Source organism: Paenibacillus sp. FSL H8-0332 (genome assembly GCF_037963835.1).
Classification (GTDB): Bacteria; Bacillota; Bacilli; order Paenibacillales; family Paenibacillaceae; genus Paenibacillus_AQ; species Paenibacillus_AQ rhizoplanae.
This window is the reverse complement of the sequence record NZ_CP150145.1, coordinates 2,056,356-2,079,093: the sequence shown is the minus strand read 5'-3', so window position 1 is coordinate 2,079,093 and position 22,738 is coordinate 2,056,356. Positions and strand designations below refer to the sequence as shown.

Below are 22,738 nucleotides of genomic sequence, written 5' to 3'. Positions count from 1 at the left end.
GCGGAACGGGCACATTCTTGTTATTGCTTGGCTGTAATGAATTGATCCAGACGGATGGCAATGGCTGCCGCCTGCTCACGCGTAAGCGGAGTGGACGGGTTCACCTTGTTGCCTTCCCCGAGAATAATGCCGTTCTTAATACTCGTTGCTACCGCTTGTCTTGCCCATGCCGGAACCTTGTCCTTGTCCATGAAACCGCTGAGGATCGAAGTGACTTCAGTCTCGCTGAGTTCACTGCCTGCATGGACCTGATTCAGCAATCTGCCCAGCATCGTCATCGCTTCAACTCTTGTCAGCGTATCCTTAGGCGCATACTTGCCGCCTTCGAGTCCGGTAACAATGCCCAGTTCGGCTGCAATGGAGACGCTGCGGTTATACCAGCTGCTGCCGATGACATCACTGAAGCCTGCCGAAGCTGCCTGCTTGTTCATGAGACCTGCAACGCGCAGCAGAATGGTTGGATATTCTGCCCGGGTCACTTGGCCTGCCGGATCGAACAGTTCCGCAGATTTCCCTAGCACGAACAGCTTGGAGGATGCCGCTGCGATGCCTTCCTTGCCCCAGCCTGAAGGCATATCCTTGAAGGTCTTCAGGTTGCGGATGAAGAAGAGGCTGCCTTCGCCGGTCAGCTGTACATTCACTGCCGTACCACTGCTGTCCAGCTTCCACGGTACCGTTGTCCAGTTACCGTCTTTATCCTTAAGCACCATAGCCGTAATTTCCTTGGCCGCAAGCGGCGCAGGAATGGCAATCTTGGCTGCAAGCGCCGGCGTCCAGCTGCCCTTCGGCAGATTAACGTTCACCGTTACGCCTTGCCCTGCCGCCATCAGCGTGAATCCTTGTTGATCCGCAATTGCCTTCATCGCCTGCTGGTCAGCAGTGCTATTACCGCCAATGCCGATAGTAAGTCCGGCGGTCACACTTGCAAGATTCTCAGGATCAATGGCCAATTGGCCCATAGGAACTTCAATCACAATCTTCTTCTTCGCGCTCAGCTGCTGCTGAACCACACTCTGGTCTACACGGATACTGAATGCTTTGGCATTCGGATCAGTGGAGCTTACGGTGAGGTCACTGCCTGCAACAGCTTCTTTATCCGTAATCCGGACGATAGCCGTAAGTCCATCCCACTCCGCTGTCACGGCCTGGCCGTTGACGGTAATCTGGGCTGCCTGCTCCGGTGCTTGTTCTTCAACAACTCCCGGTACGGCACCACCGCCGCCACCGCCTCCGCCAGCACCGCCGCCTCCGCCTGAACCGCTGCTGGTCCAGACCGATGCAGGAACACTGCCGGATGCCCTAACGAGCTTGTCCAGGGAGGTACGCTTGGCCAGCACAACGATGGCACCCGGATGGGCTGTAACGATACCATCGAGCGGAAGCAGACTCCATGAGCTTACATTGTCATCCTTTTTCAGTTCTGCCGGACTCGACGAGAAGACCTTGTAAGCAATCTGCTGTCCGGTCATATCTCCGGCGGAAGTCACCGTAATCTTCGTGTTGTTGCTGTCTCCGCTAATAGGAGAAGATACGGCTTGCACAGTACCTAATTCTTTCGTATCCGGAACAGCTACGGTTGCTGCAAGCATGCCCTTAAGCGTTATACCTTCGGACACCTTATACTCTGCCTCAATCAGGCTGGAGCCGATGGCAAGTGCCGTAACATTGCCTTTGGCTGACAGGGATACCGCATCACCTACAGCAACTTCATAAGTCAGGTTATCCAGATCCTTACCGGTAATAGGCTCTTCCTTGAATTTCGGCTTGCCGTTCCCGTCCTTGCCATCCGAGACCTTGAGATAAGCCTGGATTTGGCCTGCCGCACCCGGCGTCAGCGTCTCCGCTCCCTTCAGAATCAGGGCAACCGGTACTTTGAAGCCGGCATTCGTTATATCCACAATGGCTGTGTTCTGATTGGTCGCATCGTCAGTTGCGACAATGCTTAGCGCCACTGAAGGCTCCTCAGAATTCACTTCCACCATTCCATTGAAATCTCCCGTCTTCGGATCTACCGTAAGCTCCTTGGAGATGACCTTGTCTTTGTATTTGCCGTCAGACTGTAACTGACTCACGGTATAAACTGCGGCCAGCTTCGTTCCTGTAGTTGTTGTTCCGGCTACACGAACGGCGCCCTGTGCGGTACGTTCGCCCGTTACCGGCTCCGTCAGATACAGGACCGGTGCGATCGTATCTACCGTCAGATAGAGCATGGTCACTGAGATATCCTTGGTCACCGTATTTCTGGCTCTCAGTTCAATAGCGAACGGGCCGTCTGTCTGGAACTGGTCGAGATTCAGGATGCCTTCGCTTCCGCCGCCGGCCTTGTTCGTCAGAGCTACTGTCGCAATGGATTTGTCAGCATAGAATGCTTCCACCCTCACATTGGACTGTTTGGAAGAGAGCGTCAGCTTCTGCTTCGTTTCATTCGTTAACAGGTTAACGTAGTTCCCGGAGGAGGCATCTACCGTCCCCGATGAACTCAATACCGTCAGATCCGGCAGATTCGGAACCGGCAGCAAGGTGCTGCTGCTGTCCCGCCGCTCGGCATAATGATAGTTCTGATGCTTGTCGGCATCCTCGGTCGGAACCGTTGCTGAAGTGACGCCGATGACGTAATTCTTCTTCACTTCCAGGCCGACATATTTCACCTTGCTCAAGTCAATCACTGAGCCTTCAAGGCTGCCCTTATAGACTTCATCTGTTGTAGATACAGCCTTCCAGCCGCCAATCAACAGACCTTCGTATTTGCCTGTGGATGCATTCCAGTAAGGCTTAAGCTCCTGTTCGGTATACAAAAGCTCTCCAAACGGAGCATATTCACTCAGTTTGCCTTCAGCATCCAGCTTCGCATCGACCACGTAGCTGTGCTCGAAGCCGCTGTGTCCCGATTTCTTCGCTCCCGGCTTGAAGGAGAGGGAGAACAATCCGTTGCCGGCAGGCTCAACCTTGACATCACTGACACTCTGCGGTGCCAGCGGATCAATGATTTCAAAGCGCTGCGGCGAAGTCTTCGTCCCGAAGTTCGCGCTGGATTTCAGCTCTGCCCGCAGGTAATAGTTGCCTTGTCTGAGCAGCCCGCGGATATCCTCGGGATTGCCCATCAATGTTACATTGGTGACATCGATCACTTTGCTGCCGCTCGTGATTCCGCCGCTAACCGAGCCGCCAGCTCCGACCGGTACATCCTTGGCGATCAGCATACCCGGATCACCCGTCTGCAGAATCTCTTGACCATTCAGCATTTCCTTGCGGCTTGTCACCGCATCCTCAGCCAGATACAGGTTCACTGTATCGCCTTCGGCTGCGTTGGCAACTTTCCAGGAGGCTGTGAATTTATTCGCATCCGCGCTGTCCTTCGCCAGGTTAACTTCACCCAGAGTAGGCAGGGTAGGAACATTCAACAGCTTGGTGTCAACAGCCGAGACGGCTGTCAGCTTCCAAGTGCCGCCTTTGGTGGCTTCATTCTCAGGAATAATGATATAAGCTCTGCGAATGTCCACTTCATCGCTCAGCCTGGATGGATCTTCAGATTTGAAGCTTGCAGGAATATATTGTGTAAAAGCATTTGCCGTAGGATCAGTGTTCGTGTTATCGAATTTCACCGGATACATTTTGCCTGATGCATCCTGCAGCTTGAATTCCGGCAACTCCTTGCTGCTGTACTCCATCTCAATGATTGCATTGCCGGCTACGCCGTCCATCGGAATCTCATGGATTCTGCCGCCGTTCTTGACCGTAATGCCGCCTACGCCGACATTGATTGATCCATTCTCTACATATTTGACTCCCTCATCTACCTTACGGTAGATAATTTCCTGATTCTCTTCCTCGGAAGCTACCTTGGAGGTGGCCAGCGTCTGCACGCCTGCACCAATCACCATGAGACGAGGTCCAAGCTCAGGATCATCCACCACCAGATGGATCATTCCCTCCGGCAGCTGATCGGTCGAAGTACCGAATTCAATGCCGCCGCTCCAGTAGTAAGTAATGCCTAAGGAGATCAGCAGAATACCGATGCTGCCCCAGACCTTATCATTGTTGACGCCGAGGAACATACTCGACAGCGGCATGCCGCCGACAATCGGTACATCGTTCGGAATCTGCACCTTCGAGCTAATATAGCCTTCAAAATCAGTGCGGTTCTTCTCCAGATTCTGTCCGACGAAGATGCCCGCCTTCCCGATGATGATGTCCCAACCGCCGATATCCATCTCTGCTTCAACGCGCACGAACCATGGCGTTACCCACTGCGCCTCGAGCAGCGCTTTGGTCAGCATTGGAAGCCGGTCGTCTTTCTCCGCATCGGCTTTGGCAGCGAAATCCAGCTTGCCTTCCACCTTAAGGCCCGTGCGCTTCACGGTCAGGTCTACATCTCCGAAGAAGTACGCCGGAGCAATCCCGAACCGCATGCCTACGCCTGCTTGAATCGTCAACGGGAACGGATCTTGTGCCGTGCCGCCGGCAATGGTGTCCGCCAGTTCACGTACTGCTCCCCGTATTGCTGTCAGGTACGTTGCACCCGTCACCAGGATACCCGGCTGCGGAAGCTCTGCCCCGAAGGCAATCACATCCGGAAGAATCCGGCCGTCCTTGACTTTTTTAAGTGAGAATTCAATCTCCACACCCATCATATTCTTCAGCTGTGCAGCGAATTCCAGACCGTATTCATTGCCAATTCCCTTACCCTGCACGGCGTGCTTAATGGTAACCTTGCCGCTTGGTTTATCCGGGCCTTTCTTCTTATCAGCATCCTTCTTCTTATCCGGTCCGAACAGGCCCATCTCCTGATTCAGATCGAAGCCGAGTGAGGCATCCACACCATAGAAGCCTGCACTGTTGAAAATAACATTCTTGATTTCGGAGTTGATGATCTTCAGCGACAGGGAACCGCCGAAGGAAATACCATTCTCCCGCAGAATGAAATCATTGAAAGAGAAGCCAAAGCCGTCAATTGCGAAGCTTGGAGCCCCGAACAAGGACTGCTTGTTGAAGTACACATCCCCGATCATGATCTGGCGCAGCGGGTTCAATCTGTCACCCACGCCGCCGATGGCCCACTTCAGACTGCCGTTCTGGCTGTCGTCTTCCGGATTGCCGTCATTGCCTTTATCCTCCTTGCTGCCTTCTTCCTCTTCCTCCTCATCCTCTGGTGTCTCCACCTTGGACGGATTATAGTTCTCATCCCCAAGCGATTTGGAGAAGCCGTTGAAGAAATCCAGCGTCCATTCGCCCTTATGGAAGACGAACCCGCTGCTCGCAACACTTAGCGTCCCGTCACCCTTGATGAACAAGGTATCCAGGAAGGGCAGATCGCCCGGAAGAGTATTTCCGAATATATCAAGCTTACCTCGTACAAAAGCCAGATCCTTACCTGTATAAGCAACAGCATCATTAATAATGGCTGGTTCTGTCTTGGTATCCACGATGACCTGCTCTTCATCACCCGTGCCTACCTGCTTGATCATTCCGCGGACCGTAACCAGAATCTCACGGTCGAATTCAGGGTCCTCGGATTCTGCTTCCTCCTGGAAGGCTTCAAAGTCCTCCTCTGTTGCAAACAATTTGTAGGCATACATAGGCGTTTCTTTGAGCGCTTCGTCATCCATGAATTCGCTGATATCGAATTCAGGATCAACGGCCTTGCTGGCTGCGCCGAATACAGCCTTGGTTTTCTTATAATCAGTTACAGCAGAGTAGAGGAACGAACCATTCTTGAACGGCTCACCCGGGAACAACGAATTCAGCTGATCCAGCAACTCCTCCTTCACTGAAGCGCCGTTCGCAAGACCGCTGATATCGACAGCTTCCCTGTATACGGCCATCACTCCGGCTTCACGGATTCGTGTGTCATTGTTATCAGTGACCAGGAAAGATTGCGGAGTCGTCATATCATAGAGAGCCGCTACTTCCTCATCCCCGCCGGCATCGCCTTTGTAATCGATCTCCACCTGGTATTCACCGAGCGGCAATTCAGGCCCAAGCCCGGCTTCCAGCACATTGCCGCCTTCGTCCACGCTGTCCCCGCCGCGGTACGTAATCCGCATTGCGCCGGAGTATCCATCATCGGTCGGTTGCATCACCACTGCATCCTGAACATTGACTTTGTAGCGGCTTCCGCTCGCTTTATCCTTGAGGTACAGATCAAAGTTAGGCGCTGTAGTCGCATTGCCCGTATTATAGGCTTCAATATTGGACAGATTCACCGTCAGATATTTCACATCTGTGCTATACAGCTCTGCCGGTGCAAGTGCATAGGAATACGTAGCGGTTGCTTCCCCGACCGGCGGCAGCAGAATGAAGTTGCTGCGTGTTGATTCGTATTGGGCCTTGATGCCCTCATCCTTAACGCCTTCGATTTTGCCCTGCGTTTCCGGGCTTCTCGCGGAAACCATATACTCCCGGGTGACCGGCCAAGGTCTGCCTTTGGCTTGAACACGGAAGGTCGCGGTAATCGCGTCACCCGGCTTGTACTTCGGCTCAATGCCCATCGCCGCTTCATCAGGTGTGGCTGACTTTTTGAACTCCAGCATTTTGCTGCGGGAATTCTCCAGGACAGGATTGCCGTTGGCATCCTTAACATCCTGGCCCTTCTCATCCTGCCTGACGAAGCTGAGGCCGCTCTCCAGCGTCATCTCCACTTCGATCTTGGAGTGCTCCATATTATAGGCTTGCAGGTTCTCCACCTCAGTGGTGATGGTAAAGACCCCGTTGTCCGCGTACTTCGATGCCACCGACTCGCCTGGTTCCAGGGGAGCCGTGGCTAACTGCTGAATCTGATCCACATATCGGATCGAGAACACTTTATCCGGTGCAGTAAGTTCACCGAGTCCGTACACAGTCTCGAAGCTCTGGAAGCCTCCCGGTGCCAGCTTCTCGGGGTTCCAATAGAAGGCAACCGCGGAATCCGCCGTGCCGAAATCATTGGTGTCTCTAGTGAAGTCCAGATTCGGATGGATTTTATAATCCCATTTCGTATTCGCCAGGCCGTTCCAGTGCCCGACAATCATCTCATCCACAATATTAATGTTCTGCTCGGCAAAGTTATTGAAGCCATAGGCCACCACATTGGTTGCCTGAGGATTCGTCAAATCCAGCTTGTCGCGCATAACCCAGTAAGATGGAATCTTGAAGTATGCTCTATCCTCTTCCGGGATTCCGGCATCATCCTCCGGGTTATGCACCAGCTTCCGCTCTACCTGTAGCGGTGACTTGTACGCTGTGCCAATCTGGAACTGCGGTCCGTCGTTTCCGCCGACCATCGTATCCAGCAGAATCCGGCTGCCGATCTGCACCTGCGCACCGCTCTTGTTATTCACTTCATAGCGGATGTTGACATTCCCGGAATTCACAGCATCCTTGCTGTCGGTGTAGAGCATCAGAATCTGCTTGATCTCTACGCCTTTAATCTTCCAGATCATCTCCAATTGCTTGGTTCCATTCGAATTCTCTACTACTTTAGGTGCCGTAGTCTCTGAATAATGGCTGTTATCGAACTTGTATTTATTGCCGTAAATATAATCTGTTCCGTCAATCCGGAAAGTTGTGAACGACGTCTCCGGATCATCTCCCTGGAACAGCAGGTTTACATTATTGTCGTTCTTGCGGATCGGTTGACCCTCTACAGTGCGAATGCCGTAGCGGCCCGTTTCGTTATCAACAGTGACCTTAATAAAGTCATTCTGGATCATGGTTGTCTTGGTACTGCTGGCCGCCTCAACGAGAGCATGGAAGCTCTCGGAGGTGGACAGAAATACCATGATTAAGGTGAGCATCACCGCTACTATGCGTTTCAACAACTTCACCAAGTATTCCCCCTGTTCTTGTTTCAACTATTTCAGATTGCCGACAAAGAAGGTAGCAAATTCACGGTCACGCTCCTGGGTTCTCACCACAATGGTGTACCAGCCTGTTTTCGGGAAGGTGACCTTGAAATTACTGCTGACCAGTTCAGCGTAGCTTAGCTTCTGCTTCACCAGCTTCAGCTGTCCTTCGCGGTACAGACCAGGGTAATACAGAATATCGAACGTTCCTGCCTGATTGACCTTGTCTACTCCGCCTACCTTCATCAGGTTGAAGCCGGATACCTTGAAGGTAATGGTGTTGGTATTGAACAATGCAGATTCGCCGGATGAAGCTGAGATTAAGGTATCGTTACCGAAGACCAGCAATCCGCCGTCCTTCACGACCACCACATCCTGATAGACCACCGACTTATTGCCTACCTGATCAACTGCTGTGTACGCTACGCGCTGGCGTCCAAGCTTGCTCAGATCCAGCCCGCTGACCGATACTTTCACGTTAGCTTCAGCCGATACATTATCAGAAACAGTAAAGCCACCGAGATCCGTACGGAAGTTAAAGTCTTTCTTGTTCTGAACAATCCCTACTGTTTCCTTGTTCAGTATCAGCTCAGGCGCTGTGTTATCAAGTCCTGCAATGGTCACCGGAACCTTGTTCACATTGCCCAGCAGATCCGAGATGGCAATGACCGCTGAACCGCTGCTCTCAAAAGCACGCGAGTAGCTGTACGTTCCATCCGCTTTACTGATCTGGTTCGTATACGCGGCTCCGCCCTGAATAGGTCTTACGCCCGAGAACATGTGGTTAGGGGCAGCTACTGTGCCGCTAAGCGTAATCTTCACTTTGCCTTTGGCATATTTCTGTCCGCCGATGGTCACAATCTGATCGGCCGGAACCGCTTTGCCTTCGGCATCTACAAAGGTATAGGCCACTTTGTCCGGTACTGGCGGCGCAGAGAGAATATTGTTTACCTTCTCTTTGATAACTGTCGTATTGCCGTATACATCCACCACAGTGAATGAAGCCGTTCCATTCTCCATGAGTGTAATGCTCTTATCCGGACTGATGATGTTGAACGCTTTAGCCGAAGCATCCGCCTTCTCTACCGTAACCGTAACCCCAGTAGAGAACAGCACATTGCCGCTGTTATCCTTCAGGGTGCCGAAGGTCTGGCTTCCATTCTCGCCATATTGGTAGGAACGGACTACTTTTACCCTAGGGACTTCCTTGTTAATGTTCGCAACCGTTGCTTCAACCTTATTGACATTTCCGGCTGCATCCTTAATTTCGAATTCGAACTTGCCGTTCTCCGTGAAGGTATAGGCCGTCTTGCCGCCATTGTTCACAACCGTGACCGGCTCAGAGGTGCTCTGGAGAAGGGCAACCACATTACCGTTCGTACTCTCCATGTATGAATATTCAACGGTTCCTTCAGGAGGCGTACCGTCAATATTCTTCACGACCAGATACAGCGTATCTGTCCGGTCCGGATCACTGAGATCGGTCAGATCGAAGCTGTAGTAACCATTCTCGTAGATCTTGAATGAATTCCCGGTCCGCACAGGCACCGAAGGGTTAATCTTCGATGGCATTACGCGGATACCCGGCGGGAGCGCGATCTCAATATCTGCGCCAACCTTGGCATTGACCGGGCTGTTCACGCTGAGTGAAGCAAGCGCATAGACCGGCTGTACGCTGGTAGAAGCTCCATCGACATCAAGCTTGGCCGGTTTGCTGATCAGACCGCCCGGCGTTCTGTACTTCACCCACACCTGAAGCTCCTCAGGCTTACTCGTCGGAACCTTCACAGCTACGAAGTTGGTGTAAGGCTTCCAGTTCAGCCAGCTCACCCCGTTATCCGGTGAGACCGAATATTCATAACCGGTCTTGTCCTCCGTTTCGAGACTCAGCTTCACAATGGCTGTGTAGCCGTCCGCTGTATCCCCGGACAGATAGATCAGAGAAGACTTGGCATTGGACACAGGTGCCTCCGGTTGTGTGGTTGCCGATACTTTGAAGGTTCCTGCGCTTGCAGTCACAGAGCTGTTGCCCGCCCCGTCAACCGCGAGTACATATAACCGGTATTCGGCAATCTCTCCCGCTTTCAGCGATTTGTCGTCAATGGACACCGAACCGCCTGCCGGTACGTCCTTCCATTCTGTAGAAGACTCTGTAGGTACTTCTGCACCCGCTTGTTGTCTGACCCATTTATATTTGCTGACAAGTCCTGTTTTGCTGTAGAATTCCGACACGCTAATCCGAGTCTTCTGTAGCGGCAGCGGGTAAGCAATACTATCAGGGCTGAAATATACTACCGGTGCTTCATTATCAAAATAATAAGCCTTCGAGTAGTAGTACGTTTTGTCGCTGTGCTTCACCATAAGATGAATGTATTGCGTTCCGTTCAGCTTTAATTTTTCAGCAGGAACGACATAGCTGTAAGTGGCTTCACTTACAGAAGAGCCAAGGCCCTTGGCTGCCAGCTTGGCATCGGTGCTTCCTGCCGCCGGTTCGGAGGCTTCCGGTGAAGCAGCAGGTGCCGCTGCCGGTTCAGTTGGTTCTGCCGAAGCAGCAGCTGTCGCTACCGGCTCGGCACTGTTATCCGGTGCCGGAGTCTCTTCCGATTCAAGCGGCGTCAACGAAGGCGCTGTTGGCCCGGACGACAGGAACTTCATAATGGCTACCGGCCCGATGCTTGCTATAACTTCCGGCTCAGCCGGAGGACTTGGCTCTGTAGGAGCACCAGACGCTTCCGGTTCCAATCCGTCTTCAATCAAACTTTTCTCAGACAGTGGAGATATACCGGATGACTCAGAAACCTCCAGCCCGGTGAATTCACTATCCCCTGGACGAAGAGAGCTGTCGCTGATGGCATAGCCCACATAATCGGGATGCACACCGCTGATCTGGAACGTAACATCATGACTCTTCACATAGTTTGGATTAGCTTCCGGTGTGAACTGCGTTGGAATCGCAGCCTCCGAACTCACAACCACTGCTCTTTCCTGCGGCGTCTTGATCGTCTCATTGCCCGCTTTATCCAGCGCCTTCAGATAGAGCCAGTAGGAGCCGTCCTCATCAATATCCTCATAGGTAGACCGGGTTACGGTCGTGCCGGAATATGGTGTATCTGCCCATTTTCCGCTCGCCGGGGAATCCCCGTCCTTCACCCATTGATACTGCACGCTGCTGACTCCGCTATGCGGGTCCTTCACCAGAGCCTGTACCGTAGCGGTATCCTCGGCGGCTAGCGTAATGGCAGGCCCCTGGTTGTCCAGCTTAAGAACGCCTACTTCATGCTTCCAGTTAGAATCGTCCTTCTTGAAATCTTCAAGCGGCCAGACACTCTTATCGCCGTATTGTCCAACAGCGGCCAGCGCCTGATTATCGGCATAGAAGATTTTATCTGTCTCTGATCCCGGTGCCTCTGCTTTCCAAGCTTTATACTGTTCCTCATGGGTTTTCTTGTAGACGTCTTTCTTCTCATGCTGCATCAATTCCCTGGCTGAATCCCAGGACATATCGGCAGTCCAGGTGTGCAGATACCACTCGCCGCTGTTCCCTTCCTCGAAGGCTTCCGCCGGAGGAGCGAGCAGGTTCGTCTTGTTATTCACTACCGACAGCTCTACATTCTCGAATTCTCCCGGATACAGCTCTTCCGACGGCTGCTTGGCGGAGAGTGCGTAACGCTTAAGCGCTGCATAATGATCTCCGGCTACGCCAGCGAATGGATCAGCCTTATCCTGGCTCCACCAGTAGTACACCAGACCTACCGAAGGTGAGGCTTCCGCACTCAGATTGGAAGGGCGGTAGATCCCGCGGCTCGGCCGCTCTGTTCCACGGTCAGCTACAGTAGGATCAAGATGCGGTACTTTAATGGAAGGATCGTTGGCGTCGATGGTCACCTTACCTTTTTTGGCATAGGTTGTATCCGTCGCACCGCCTGTCTCGAACCGGTAACCGATCACCGGCTCCGTGTTGTCGATGAACAGGTTCGCCCAGTCAATCTTGGAGTTGGCGAGTGAAAAGTCACCGCCTTCAATATTAGGGAACTTCTCTTCATGGATTCCATCAAAGTTCGCAGGCTGAATCAGCAAGTTACCTGCGTAATCCTGGATAACATCGGTATCCATCTGGATAGGCTCGCTGCCGCCCTTGGCATCATTGGATATGGCTACGGCCTTGAGCAGCGGAGTTTCCACAGTCAGCCCGTCAGGCACGGTCATACGGAACGTCCAATTCGGTGTATTTCTGCCTATAACATAATAGGCTTTCATTCCGTTATTGAAGAGGATGAAGGTCTTCTTCTCCTCCCAGCCGGTTTTGGCAATCGCTTCTTCCGTCATCTGCAGAGTGAAGTCAATGACATCTCCCTTATTGAGCGTAACCCCGGTCAGGATCTCCGGCTGAATGCCATTCTTGGTCTTCGAATACTTCGGACGTACGGCATCTACAATGACGCGGAAGCCGCCCCGGTCAAAGTCAAACGGATTCCCGCTTTTCCGGTCCAGCCAAGCATTGCTGCCGCTGCTAGGTACAGTGTTGAGATTGACAACCGCTTTATTACCTGCCGCATCACTGAGCACGGCTTCTTTCAATTTATTATCCAGCGACAGATCCATCTGCGCACCGCCGGTGGTCCCGCCGGTAATTAAGGGTCTCAATGGAAGGTTGCCGCTGTTATGGAAAGGAACTCCCGTATATTTATAGGCAATCTTTTTCTGGTAGGAAGTTAAACTATTCTTGGTAAAGCTAATATTCTGCAGATACTGCTGCTCTCCGGCTGCCGGAAGTCCAGTGCCCGGATCACTAACAAACAACTTATGCCGCAGGAAATAATCGGAGTTTGCTTCCACGACCGAAGTCGGTCTGACCGGCTCGCTGAAGTTGTAGCTGAGCGTGATATTCTCGTCTCTTTTGACATACAGCTCTTTCTGGTTAATATTCTCATTGAGCCGTTCTGCACCATTGCCGGTAAAGGTATAGTTATCAATCACCGGACGCTTGAGGTCCTGGAACTTGAGGTAGAATCCGCGTACACCGGCTGCTTCACCGTCGTCATCGCCTTCGCCCCAGACCCTAATGTTAATAACAGAATCAGGTTTGATGATGGCCTTGGCAGATTTGTTATACCGCTGGCTGCTGCCGGTTCGTTCATTAATAATATCTTTTCCGTCAATGTTTACTGTAATAGACGAATGACGCGTCCATAAGAACCCGGAGTGACGGCGCAGTACAGAGAACCCTGTAAGCATCTCCGCATGTCCGCTCTCCGCCATATTTTTCAGAAGCGTATTGTCGGCTACCTTCACCTGGAATTGAACCGTGGCCTCATTATCATCGACACCGGCAAAGATATCTCCCTTGACCCAATCATATTTGGCATCTTTGTCTTTCTCTGTCTGTTTGAAGCCTTGCTCCTCGGTATAAAAGTTGAGGAATGTATTATCCGCAGGGTAGCTTAGGTTCCCAACATGTTGTCCGTTTAGAAACTTGACTTCAAAATCATCACCCGCTGCCTCTGCCAGTCCGCTAAAGGAACTGGGTATTAACGATAGCAACATACTAAGAATTAAGCTTAGCGAGGTATATCTCTTCAATCTCCTGCTCATTAACAATTGATGCTCCCCCTTATTCGTTCATCATTTCCTGTCCGGCGTGCAGCAAGATTCGCTGCCTATTTTTTCATATCTGCGTTTATTCTATCAGGCGGCTCTAAACAAACTCTTAACAAATCTCGACAAAAGCTGCGTCAAATGCCCCAAAATAGGGTTAATACACTCGGAAAACGAAAAAAGTCCTGAATTTTTAAGAGAAAATGTCTGAAAAGCAAAATAAACCGCACTGAGAACGGCTCAGTTGCGGTTTATTGGTGTGGATTAGTTATTTTGCTATCTAGTATTCTTCAGCAAGTCAACCATGTTATGATAATGAATTTCACTCAGATGGTTGATAAAGTCATCCATCTTATAATTCTCACGTTCAACAATCCATAGACAAATCGCACCTACCAATCCCGATATCATGTACTCGAGGCCAATTTCCATCCGTTCATCGTGGCGGAAATCGCTGATTCCGGCGAAGATAAACGTTTTAAAAGCGTCTTTTAAGTAGATGGGGAAGTTTGGGTGAATGTTTTGAGTCAGCATGGTTTTAAAGAATATCATGTTTGCATCGATATTGTCGAAAATCGTTTTTATCATCGTACCGAACATATCCTTGTCCATCTCATGGATCGAGCTCACCTCCAGGCTCAAGCAAGCATTCAAATTCTGTACGTTCTCCTGAAATAACTTGTCCATGAATTCAGGTTTATCTACATAATGTAAATAAAATGTGTTTCGATTTATCATCGCTTCGTCGGCAATGTCTTGTACAGTAATTCGTTCGTAACCTTTGGTTTGCACTAGTCGCAAGAAGGCTTCCTTAATCGCTTTTCGCGTTTTAAGAATACGCAGATCCACCTTATCCTTGCCCAATAATAAGCCACTCCTTCATAAATAATAGTCAAATATATATAAAATGATGTTTAAATGTCATGTTGACTCATATCAACCATTGAACGTTTTAATTGTAGATTTTACAATTAAAATTGTCAATTACACTCACGTATGCATAAAAGGAGAATCAGATATGAAAACACTAGCGATCATTGGTGCAGGTAAGGGATTAGGAATGTCTATTGCGAAGAGCTTTGGAAAAAATGGCTTCCAAGTCGCATTAGTCGCAAGAAACGCCGCAAAGCTGCAAGAAATGGTGGATGAATTGAAAGCGGAGGGTATTGAGGCCTCTTCTTTCATAGCGGATATTTTCAGTAAAGAACAAATTGAACAGGCGATCAGTGACATTAAAGCACAGTATGGCCAGATTGATGTACTGGAATTCAGTCCTACAGCAGGCAACTATCCTCCCACCTCTGTATTGGAGTTAACCGTAGAGAATGTACGGGACGCATTTGAGGCCAATGTGGTCAGTGCCATCCAAGTTGTCAATGCTGTTCTCCCTGATATGCTCGCTAAGAAAGAAGGTTCCATACTCTTTACCACAGGATTATCTGCCATGTACCCCGTCCCAATGATGGGGAATATCGGTATTGCTCTTTCAGGGCTGCGCAATTATGCAGCTAATCTTCATACTTCATTGGCTGCTCAAGGCATTTTTGTTGGTCACCGTTCTTTAGGCTTGTTGATTAAGGAGTCGGGTACTGGTACAATCAATGATCCGGATGTGATTGGCGACATGTGGTATCAAGCCTATATGGACAAAACTGTATGGGAGGAAGAATATCCCAAGGGTGTAACCCCCGAAACCATTGTATTTTAACATTCTGTGATGGACGCAAAAAAGCAGCTCCAGGATTAACCCCTGGTGCTGCTTTTTCACTCTATCTCTTTATTTCCCCGCCGCACTCCGGTGAATTACCGCGCTGACCCGGGTCAAAATCTCCGACATGGAAGCCGGGTCCTTCACATCATACTCATCAATATTCAGCCGCAGCACCGGGCAGGCGCTGAATTCGTTGATCCACTGGGAATAGCGGCCATGCATATGCTCCCAGTAGGAGACGTCAGTCTGGATCTCCATCTCGCGTCCGCGCTCATTGATCCGGGTCAGGATCGAAGGCAGACTGCCTTCAATATAGATCAGCACATCGGGATGCGGGAAGTATGGCGTCATCACCATGGCCTCATAGAGGCTGGTGTATGTGGCATAATCGGTCGGGGACATGGTGCCTTGATCGGCGTGCATTTTGGCAAAAATCCCGGTATCCTCATAGATCGAACGGTCCTGCACGAAACCGCCGCCCAGCTCGAACATCTTCTTCTGCTCCTTGAAGCGTTCCGCCAGGAAATAGATCTGCAAGTGGAAGCTCCACCGCTCGAAATCGTGATAGAACTTCTCCAGGTACGGGTTATGATCCACCTGCTCCAGCGAAGTCTGGAAATTCAGGCGCTGCGCCAGTGCAGCGGTTAGCGTCGACTTGCCGACACCTACTGTGCCCGCTACAGTGATAATTGCGTTATCCGGGATGTTGTAACTATTCATTTCATAAGCTCCTTTACTTGTTCGGCGATGGCGGTGAAATCTTCGGGCTTCTCCACGAAATCCACCTCTTTGCCGTCGATGGTGATAATTACGGTGGACGGTTCGCGGAGGGCCAGTGAGGCCATCGCATCGTCATAATCCTCAATTAACTGCTGGAGGTAGGCAGGGGCAATGATCTCTTCGAAGGTACGCGCACGCTTGGCAATCCGGGCCAGCAGCGTATCCAGATCTGCCCGGATATACAGAATGATGTTCGGCTTGGGGAAATCGTCGGTCAAAATATGATAGATCTCCCGGTATTTGTCCCGTTTCGATCCCTTCAGCGTCCGTTCCCCGAAGATCAGATTCTTATAGATATGATAATCCGAAATGACTGGCTTCCCTTGATCTATGTACTGCGTCGTAGTATCTTCAAGCTGCTTGAACCGGTTGCAGAGAAAGAACATCTCCAGCTGGAAGCTCCAGTCGTCCATATTCTGATAGAACTTGTCCAGAAACGGATTCTCGTCGACAATTTCTTTAATGACCGGAAGCTGCAGTTCGGTGGCGAGCATCGTGGCGAGGGTGGTTTTACCGGCTCCAATCGGGCCTTCCACGGCTATAAAAGGTGCATGTTTCATTAACGCTGATTTCCTCCTCAAATACGGACAATTCCAAAAAAACAGACTAAATTATTGTACCACAGGAGCACCGCCAGCAACGGTTAATTTTCAAAGAAACTTTTCGCACCTGTGCAGCGTCTATATTCAAGGTAATATATTCATTTATTTACCTAATTCAGTAATTTCCTATAGAGAGTAGAGGATATCTTGATGAAAAAAAGAAATTTGCTTGTGAGCATGGTGATGGGTTTGACGGCGTGTCTGACTGTTGGGACTCCCGAGGCTGCAACAGCAGCAGCTAGTGGCGGTGGCTCCGGCATCGCTTCCTACGGACCCGATTATCTGATCAAGGATGACGGGACCCTGTGGGTCTGGGGTGAGACGAAATCCGTACCTACGCAAGTACACGGACTAAGTGATGTACAGGCTTCTTTCCCGCTATATTACAGTGCAATGGTAGCCACCAAGGATGGCTCGGTCTGGAAGTGGGAGAGCAACGCCCGCACTATGGCCATCGAAGTTACGCCAGTGCCGGAATTGAAGAATATAACCAGTTTCCAAAGAGTATACCCCCGTCATTTGGCAGTCACTGGAGAGGGTACGGTATATACTTCAGTTACATCAACTGATGATAATACGACCCCTCCGTTTGCGCCTGTTCCGGGCCTGGATCACGTTGCAGCTATCTCCCAATATTCCGAGAGCAACAAGCTTAACAATAAGGTTAGCAGCTGGGATCGTTATCTGTTCCTGAAGACAGACGGGACGGTCTGGACCAGCATTGACGAACTTGCCACTTTTACACCTGTCGCCAATCTGAAAGATATTGTGCAGCTCGAACAGAATTATGCGCTCAGCAAGGATGGCAGCGTCTGGACCTGGCCGGACCAGGATAGTTATTTACCGGAAACCTATAGTGACCCGGCGCAGATAACTGCAACCCCTTTTTCCGGCTTAAAAGATATTCGGGCGCTGTACAACAATGGGCGCAGCCGGCTCGCGATTGACAAGCAATCCCGTCTATGGTTCTGGGGCTCCACGGTCACCGGATATTCGGATGGAACCACGTATCAGGATGAACCCGTTCCGGTTGTCTTCTCAGGAATCAGCAAGGTGACCGATGCCTACATCGTTGAACAATCTATTGTCGCCCTGACCTCAGACGGCAAGGTCTATGCGGCTTCGATTGCCGCAGAGCTTATGTCGCCGAATGCAAAGTTCACCTTGCTTGCTTCGGGTATCCAGTCGATAAAAGGCGGCGGAAGACATGTCATTATGCAGAAGAATGACGGCACCCTCTGGGGCTGGGGCGTGAACAAAAATGCTGAACTCGGTTACGGCACCTATGAATTCAGCTACAAAGAGCCTGTTCCGATGCAGAAACCAATCTCCGTTAGCCTGAATAGCGAATCCATTGCCTTCACCAACGGTGTCATCACCCGTAACGGACAGAATTTCATTCCGCTGCGTTCGCTGTTCACCAAGATGGGAGCTACTATCGGTTATTCCATGGACAAAGTAGTAACGATCACCGGTACCGCTGCCGACAAAACTCCGCTAGCCATCGTCATTAACACCGTGAACGGAGCCACCACCGTAAATAATAAAAGCGTCACTCTGGCAACACCGCCGTTTGTAGTTAATGGCACCGTCTACCTGCCGCTGCGCTTCATCAGCGAACAGCTTGGGGCGAAGGTTGACTGGCTGCCGCAGGAGAGCAGAATTGCGATTAGTATGAAGTAAGGGAATTCTCTCCTGACACAAGAATATTAGCGGGCTATTCTCAAATGGAGAATGGTCTTTTTTTAATCTAAAATTCGCCTTTTGAGATATTTTGAAACCTTCAATCGTGTTGTTTAATAGGAGGCGAAATAATGAAATCCAGCTCTTTGTTAGACACAGATAAAGAATTCGCTGAACTCTATCAACGACATGCAGATATGGTCTACCGGCTTTGCTATATATATTTAAAAAATCCTGTTGATGTTGAAGATGCTGTTCAATCTGTATTTCTCAAATTAATTTACACTCCAATGGTCTTTAACGACCACGAGCATGAAAAAGCGTGGTTGACAGTAACCACTAGGAATTACTGCAAAGATATCCTTAAACATTGGTGGAGAACCCGCCGTGTGGCATTGGAACCTTTGCCGGAGATTGTCATTTGGAATGGCATTGAGCCTTCGGGTAAAGTCGTTTCAAAACTTCTTTCACTCCCCGAAAAATACAAAACCGTTTTGTATCTATATTATTTAGAGGAATACACAGTAAAGGAAATCGCTGAAATGTTAGGTCGCAAAGAAAGCACGGTCCAAACACAATTATTTAGAGGCCGCAAACGACTTAAGATGGATTTGGGAGGGAATTATATTGAAGATTAAAAATATCCGTAAGGTTTTTGAAGCTTTGACTCCAACAAATGATCAAAAAGAAAAAATCTTTCAAAATCTTTTAACAAGTAGCCAGATCGAACATAGAAGTCAAAGAAGAACTTCTCCCATAAAACTTAGAAGATATACTATAATTGCTGCTGTACTGATGGTTGGTTTAACCACTACAGCTTTTGCAGCAGTATATACAGGACTTGATGAAGCGCTGATTCAATTTCTTAAACCCTCCAATAAGAATCAGGTTGTACATATGTCCAATGGCGCTTATACAATAAATAAAATAATTAAAAATAAGCAGGGGTCTGTTGCCATTAAGCAGGTGATCGGTGACAGCAATCTAACTTACATTTTAATGGACTTTACCGCTCCTAAAGGCACTATTTTGAATGCAGCCCGCTATCGTTTTCATGCCCATATCAACTCTAATCAAAGCTCGTACAGTACAGGATACGAGGTACTCGATGACGGGAATCCTTATGACAACAAAATTAGTTTGGTTATGAATATAATGACCGATAATTCCATAGCTGGTCAAACTGTTGATATTATTTTTAGAGATTTAGAAGCTGCTGCTCCGTTTCCCGGTATTTTTGAAACCGTAGTTTCTGGTTCCTGGGAAACCTCACTTAAGCTAGATTTCAAAGAGTACTCTACCCTTTATCAGATCAATCAGGGCATTTCACTGTATGGTTATAAGGCAACCTTAAAGACGATCTCTGTCTCGCCAATTTCAATCACTTTGAAGATTGAGAGTGATTCATTACAAGAGATTAATAAATTCGCCTTCAAATCAGAAGAAATTGGTCCAAACCAATCTTTGGATAAACTGCCTATCACAATTAACTTTAAGGACGGGACTTCAGAGACAACCCGCATTTTTACCGGAATGTCTGCAAGTTATTATCAGAGTAACCAGCTGATTACACTAAAAACGTTTGATAATATTATAAATGATAAAGAAATCGAGTCTTTCGTATTTTTTGGCAAAAAGCTTCCGCTAAACACAGTCCCGCACTGATTGTTAGTCCGGTTTAAATTGTGCACAAAAACGCCCCCTCGGCCAAAGCTGAAGGGGCGCTTCTATTAATAATAGCTATTCATTAAGACAACCGGCCGCTGAAGTCACTGTATTCGAACTCGCGGATCACCTTGAGTCCTTCTGCTTCATTATAAGAAGCGATGGCCGGGAGGTTGACGCCGTTGAACATGTGGTTCTTCACCATGGAATAATGTGCCATGTCGGTGAAGATCAGCTTGTCGCCGTATTTCAGCGGCTCCGGGAAGGAATAATCGCCGATGACATCCCCTGCCAGGCAGGTCATGCCGCCAAGTCTGTACGTATGCGCGAATTCGCCCGGTTCTCCGGCACCGATGATGCCCGGGCGGTAAGGCATCGCCAGCACATCCGGCATATGGCATTCCGCGGAGGTATCGAGAATCGCAATATCCATACCGTTATGCATCGTGTCGAGTACAGTCGCCACCAGGTAACCGGTATTGAGGGCAATCGCTTCGCCCGGCTCCAGATAGATCTCTACATTATAAGTCTCTTTCATATGCAGAATGCACTTGATCAGTGTCTCCAGATCATAGTCAGGACGGGTAATATGATGCCCGCCGCCGAAATTCAGCCATTTCATACCGTGCAGATATTGGCCGAACTTCTCCTCTACGACCTTAAGCGTACGCTCCAGCGTATCCGAGTTCTGTTCGCACATGGTATGGAAATGCAGTCCGTCAATGCCGTCCAGCTCGTCCGGCCGGAAGTTCGGCAGGGTTACACCCATGCGGGAGTAGTTGTAGCAAGGGTCATACAGCGGCACTTCAATCTCGGAATACTCCGGGTTGACGCGGATGCCGCAGCTAATCTGCTTCGGCGCGTTCTGCACGCGCTGCTTGAACCGGCTCCACTGGTCGAACGAGTTGAACACCATGTGGTCGCTGTATCGAAGCAGCTCATCGAATTCGCGGTCCACATAAGCCGGAGCATAGACATGGACCTCTTTGCCCATCTCCTCGAAGCCCAGCCGGGCTTCGAACAGGGAGCTGGAGGTTACGCCATGCAGGTATTTGCCGACCAGAGGGTACATGGCGTGCATGGAGAAGCCTTTTTGCGCAAGAAGAATCTTGGCTCCGCTCTTCTCCTGCACATAATTCAGGGTCTCCAGGTTCTTCGTCAGCAGCCGTTCATCCACCAGATACGCAGGGGACGGCAGATTGCTGATATCAATATCGATGTCCTTGTTCTTCATGGTCATGCGCCTTAATCCAGCAGCGTCGGCGAGAAATCTTCTTGCCAAGGCAGGCCGTGTTTGTTAAGGGCATCCATGAATGGATCGGGATCGAACTCTTCGATATTGTGTACGCCCGGCTTGTTCCAGATGCCTTTGATAATCATCATAGCCCCGATCATTGCAGGAACGCCGGTAGTGTAGGAAATGGCCTGTGAGCCAACCTCTCTGTAGCACTCTTCGTGATCGCAGACATTGTAGACATAATAGGTTTTAGGCTGGCCGTCTTTGGTTCCTTGAATGATACAGCCGATGTTGGTTTTACCTTTGGTTCTTGGTCCCAATGAAGCCGGGTCAGGCAGAATGGCCTTCAGGAACTGCAAAGGAATAATCTCTTTACCTTCGTAATTAATGGGCTCAATAGAAGTCATGCCGACATTCTCAAGCACCTTCAGGTGAGTCAGATAGTTCTGCGAGAAGGTCATCCAGAAGCGGATTTTTTTGACGCCAGGAATGTTAACTGCCAAGGATTCTAACTCTTCATGGTACAAAAGGTAGATATCCTTCGGGCCGATCTCCGGGAGATCGTATACTTTCTTCTCGGACAGCGGCGCTGTCTCAATCCACTCGCCATTCTCGAAGTAACGTCCGTTCGCTGTGATCTCGCGGATATTAATCTCAGGATTGAAGTTGGTCGCGAACGGATAACCATGGTCGCCCGCATTCGCATCCACAATATCAATCGTATGAATCTCGTCAAAATAATGCTTCTGCGCATAAGCCGTGAACACACCGGTTACGCCAGGGTCAAAGCCGCTGCCGAGCAGCGCTGTAATTCCGGCCTTCTCGAATCTTTCCTTGTAAGCCCATTGCCAGGAATATTCGAACTTCGCCGTATCCTGCGGTTCGTAGTTCGCTGTATCCACATAGTGCACTCCGGTAGCCAGGCAGGCATCCATGATCGTCAGATCCTGGTAAGGAAGAGCCACATTAATCACGACATCCGGCTGGAAGCTCTTGATCAGCTCAATCACTTCTTCCGTGTTGTCAGCATCCAGCTTGGCCGTAGAAATCTTAGTCAGGCCCCCGTCCAGCTTCTCTTTGAGCGCATCGCACTTAGACACCGTACGGCTGGCAATGCAGATCTCTTCGAATACATCCGGGTTCTGGCAGCATTTATGAACAACAACGCTCGCTACACCGCCAGCGCCAATAATTAACGCTTTTCCCAAATTAATAACCCCCTAATTATGCTTAAGTTATTAGTTATTAGCCTTGCTGCTCTGGAACAGGCTACATCCTATGAAAAATCAACAACGCTGATTATACAGAAACTTTCTCAATAAATCAATAAAATCCGACAAAAACTGTGATCTTCCGTGTAAAATCTGCAGTTTTCTCCATTAATACTCTGTAATTCACTTCATTACACTGAAATCCTTCGTTTTCCTTCGCTTTTAACCTTAATAAATTGAAACCCAGCTTAGGGTCCCATCCACATGCCAGTCCATCAGGCCAACCGGATAATTATATCACAACGGCGGTGTTGTTCAACTTTTTTATTTCAAATTTAAGCAAGGTCAGCCGGACAAAAGTGTAAATGAGGCACATTATAATAACTTACCCGTTTTCTGCTACCGTTAACTGATAACTGTAAAGCTCGCCCAGG

The 22,738-nt window shown here is 49.6% G+C and carries 11 protein-coding genes; 4 read left to right on the top strand and 7 right to left on the bottom strand.

All coding sequences use genetic code 11. From position 1 onward, the window contains the following. Positions 1-20 precede the first annotated feature (20 nt). The 3 genes from NST43_RS08935 to NST43_RS08925 all read right to left on the bottom strand — a co-directional run bounded on the left by NST43_RS08935 (position 21) and on the right by NST43_RS08925 (position 14,279). Positions 21-7,802: an S-layer homology domain-containing protein gene (locus tag NST43_RS08935; RefSeq protein WP_339223864.1), complete on the bottom strand. Its 7,782-nt coding sequence runs from the start codon at positions 7,800-7,802 to the stop codon at positions 21-23. Between the two features lie 27 nt (positions 7,803-7,829). Beyond that, positions 7,830-13,364 (bottom strand): hypothetical protein, encoded by a 5,535-nt coding sequence (locus NST43_RS08930; RefSeq protein WP_339223862.1) that lies wholly within the window; start codon positions 13,362-13,364, stop codon positions 7,830-7,832. Positions 13,365-13,691: 327 nt separating this feature from the next. Continuing rightward, a complete protein-coding gene (locus tag NST43_RS08925) occupies positions 13,692-14,279 on the bottom strand; it encodes a TetR/AcrR family transcriptional regulator (RefSeq protein ID WP_339223861.1) in 588 nt (195 codons plus the stop codon). Between the two features lie 154 nt (positions 14,280-14,433). Here NST43_RS08925 and NST43_RS08920 point away from each other — a divergent pair, with 154 nt between their 5' ends. Then, positions 14,434-15,123: an SDR family NAD(P)-dependent oxidoreductase gene (locus NST43_RS08920; RefSeq protein ID WP_339223859.1), complete on the top strand. Its 690-nt coding sequence runs from the start codon at positions 14,434-14,436 to the stop codon at positions 15,121-15,123. Between the two features lie 69 nt (positions 15,124-15,192). Here NST43_RS08920 and NST43_RS08915 read toward each other — a convergent pair whose 3' ends face one another. Together NST43_RS08915 and NST43_RS08910 are read right to left on the bottom strand one after the other, a co-directional pair. Continuing rightward, positions 15,193-15,846 carry a deoxynucleoside kinase gene (locus NST43_RS08915; protein WP_339223857.1) on the bottom strand — a complete coding sequence of 218 codons (654 nt, stop codon included), beginning with the start codon at positions 15,844-15,846 and terminating at the stop codon, positions 15,193-15,195. Beyond that, entirely contained in the window at positions 15,843-16,466 is a 624-nt protein-coding gene (locus NST43_RS08910) for a deoxynucleoside kinase (protein WP_339223855.1), read from the bottom strand. The genes NST43_RS08915 and NST43_RS08910 overlap by 4 nt, the downstream gene beginning before the upstream one ends. Before the next feature lie 192 nt (positions 16,467-16,658). Between NST43_RS08910 and NST43_RS08905 the strand changes: the two genes are divergently transcribed. The 3 genes from NST43_RS08905 (at position 16,659) to NST43_RS08895 (ending at position 19,856) form a co-directional block, all read left to right on the top strand. Continuing rightward, on the top strand, positions 16,659-18,191 hold the full coding sequence (locus tag NST43_RS08905) for a stalk domain-containing protein (RefSeq protein ID WP_339223854.1): 1,533 nt from the start codon (positions 16,659-16,661) through the stop codon (positions 18,189-18,191). Positions 18,192-18,322: 131 nt separating this feature from the next. After that, positions 18,323-18,829, top strand: a complete 507-nt coding sequence (locus NST43_RS08900; protein ID WP_339223852.1) for an RNA polymerase sigma factor — start codon at positions 18,323-18,325, stop codon at positions 18,827-18,829. Continuing rightward, positions 18,819-19,856: a hypothetical protein gene (locus NST43_RS08895; RefSeq protein WP_339223850.1), complete on the top strand. Its 1,038-nt coding sequence runs from the start codon at positions 18,819-18,821 to the stop codon at positions 19,854-19,856. The genes NST43_RS08900 and NST43_RS08895 overlap by 11 nt, the downstream gene beginning before the upstream one ends. A gap of 82 nt (positions 19,857-19,938) precedes the next feature. Here the strand turns inward: NST43_RS08895 and nspC are convergent, their stop codons facing one another. Continuing rightward, the gene (gene nspC / locus NST43_RS08890) at positions 19,939-21,075 is read right to left on the bottom strand and encodes a carboxynorspermidine decarboxylase (protein ID WP_339225377.1); all 1,137 of its coding nucleotides are present in this window, start codon (positions 21,073-21,075) and stop codon (positions 19,939-19,941) included. 26 nt (positions 21,076-21,101) lie between these two features. Continuing rightward, on the bottom strand, positions 21,102-22,301 hold the full coding sequence (locus tag NST43_RS08885; RefSeq protein WP_036702452.1) for a saccharopine dehydrogenase family protein: 1,200 nt from the start codon (positions 22,299-22,301) through the stop codon (positions 21,102-21,104). Positions 22,302-22,738 lie beyond the last annotated feature (437 nt).

Coding starts and splice junctions, on each gene's coding strand:
- NST43_RS08930 (WP_339223862.1), bottom strand. CDS start 13,364: ATGTTGCTATCGTTAATACCCAGTTCCTTTAGCGGACTGGCAGAGGCA.
- NST43_RS08920 (WP_339223859.1), top strand. CDS start 14,434: ATGAAAACACTAGCGATCATTGGTGCAGGTAAGGGATTAGGAATGTCT.
- NST43_RS08915 (WP_339223857.1), bottom strand. CDS start 15,846: ATGAATAGTTACAACATCCCGGATAACGCAATTATCACTGTAGCGGGC.
- NST43_RS08910 (WP_339223855.1), bottom strand. CDS start 16,466: ATGAAACATGCACCTTTTATAGCCGTGGAAGGCCCGATTGGAGCCGGT.
- NST43_RS08905 (WP_339223854.1), top strand. CDS start 16,659: ATGAAAAAAAGAAATTTGCTTGTGAGCATGGTGATGGGTTTGACGGCG.
- NST43_RS08900 (WP_339223852.1), top strand. CDS start 18,323: ATGAAATCCAGCTCTTTGTTAGACACAGATAAAGAATTCGCTGAACTC.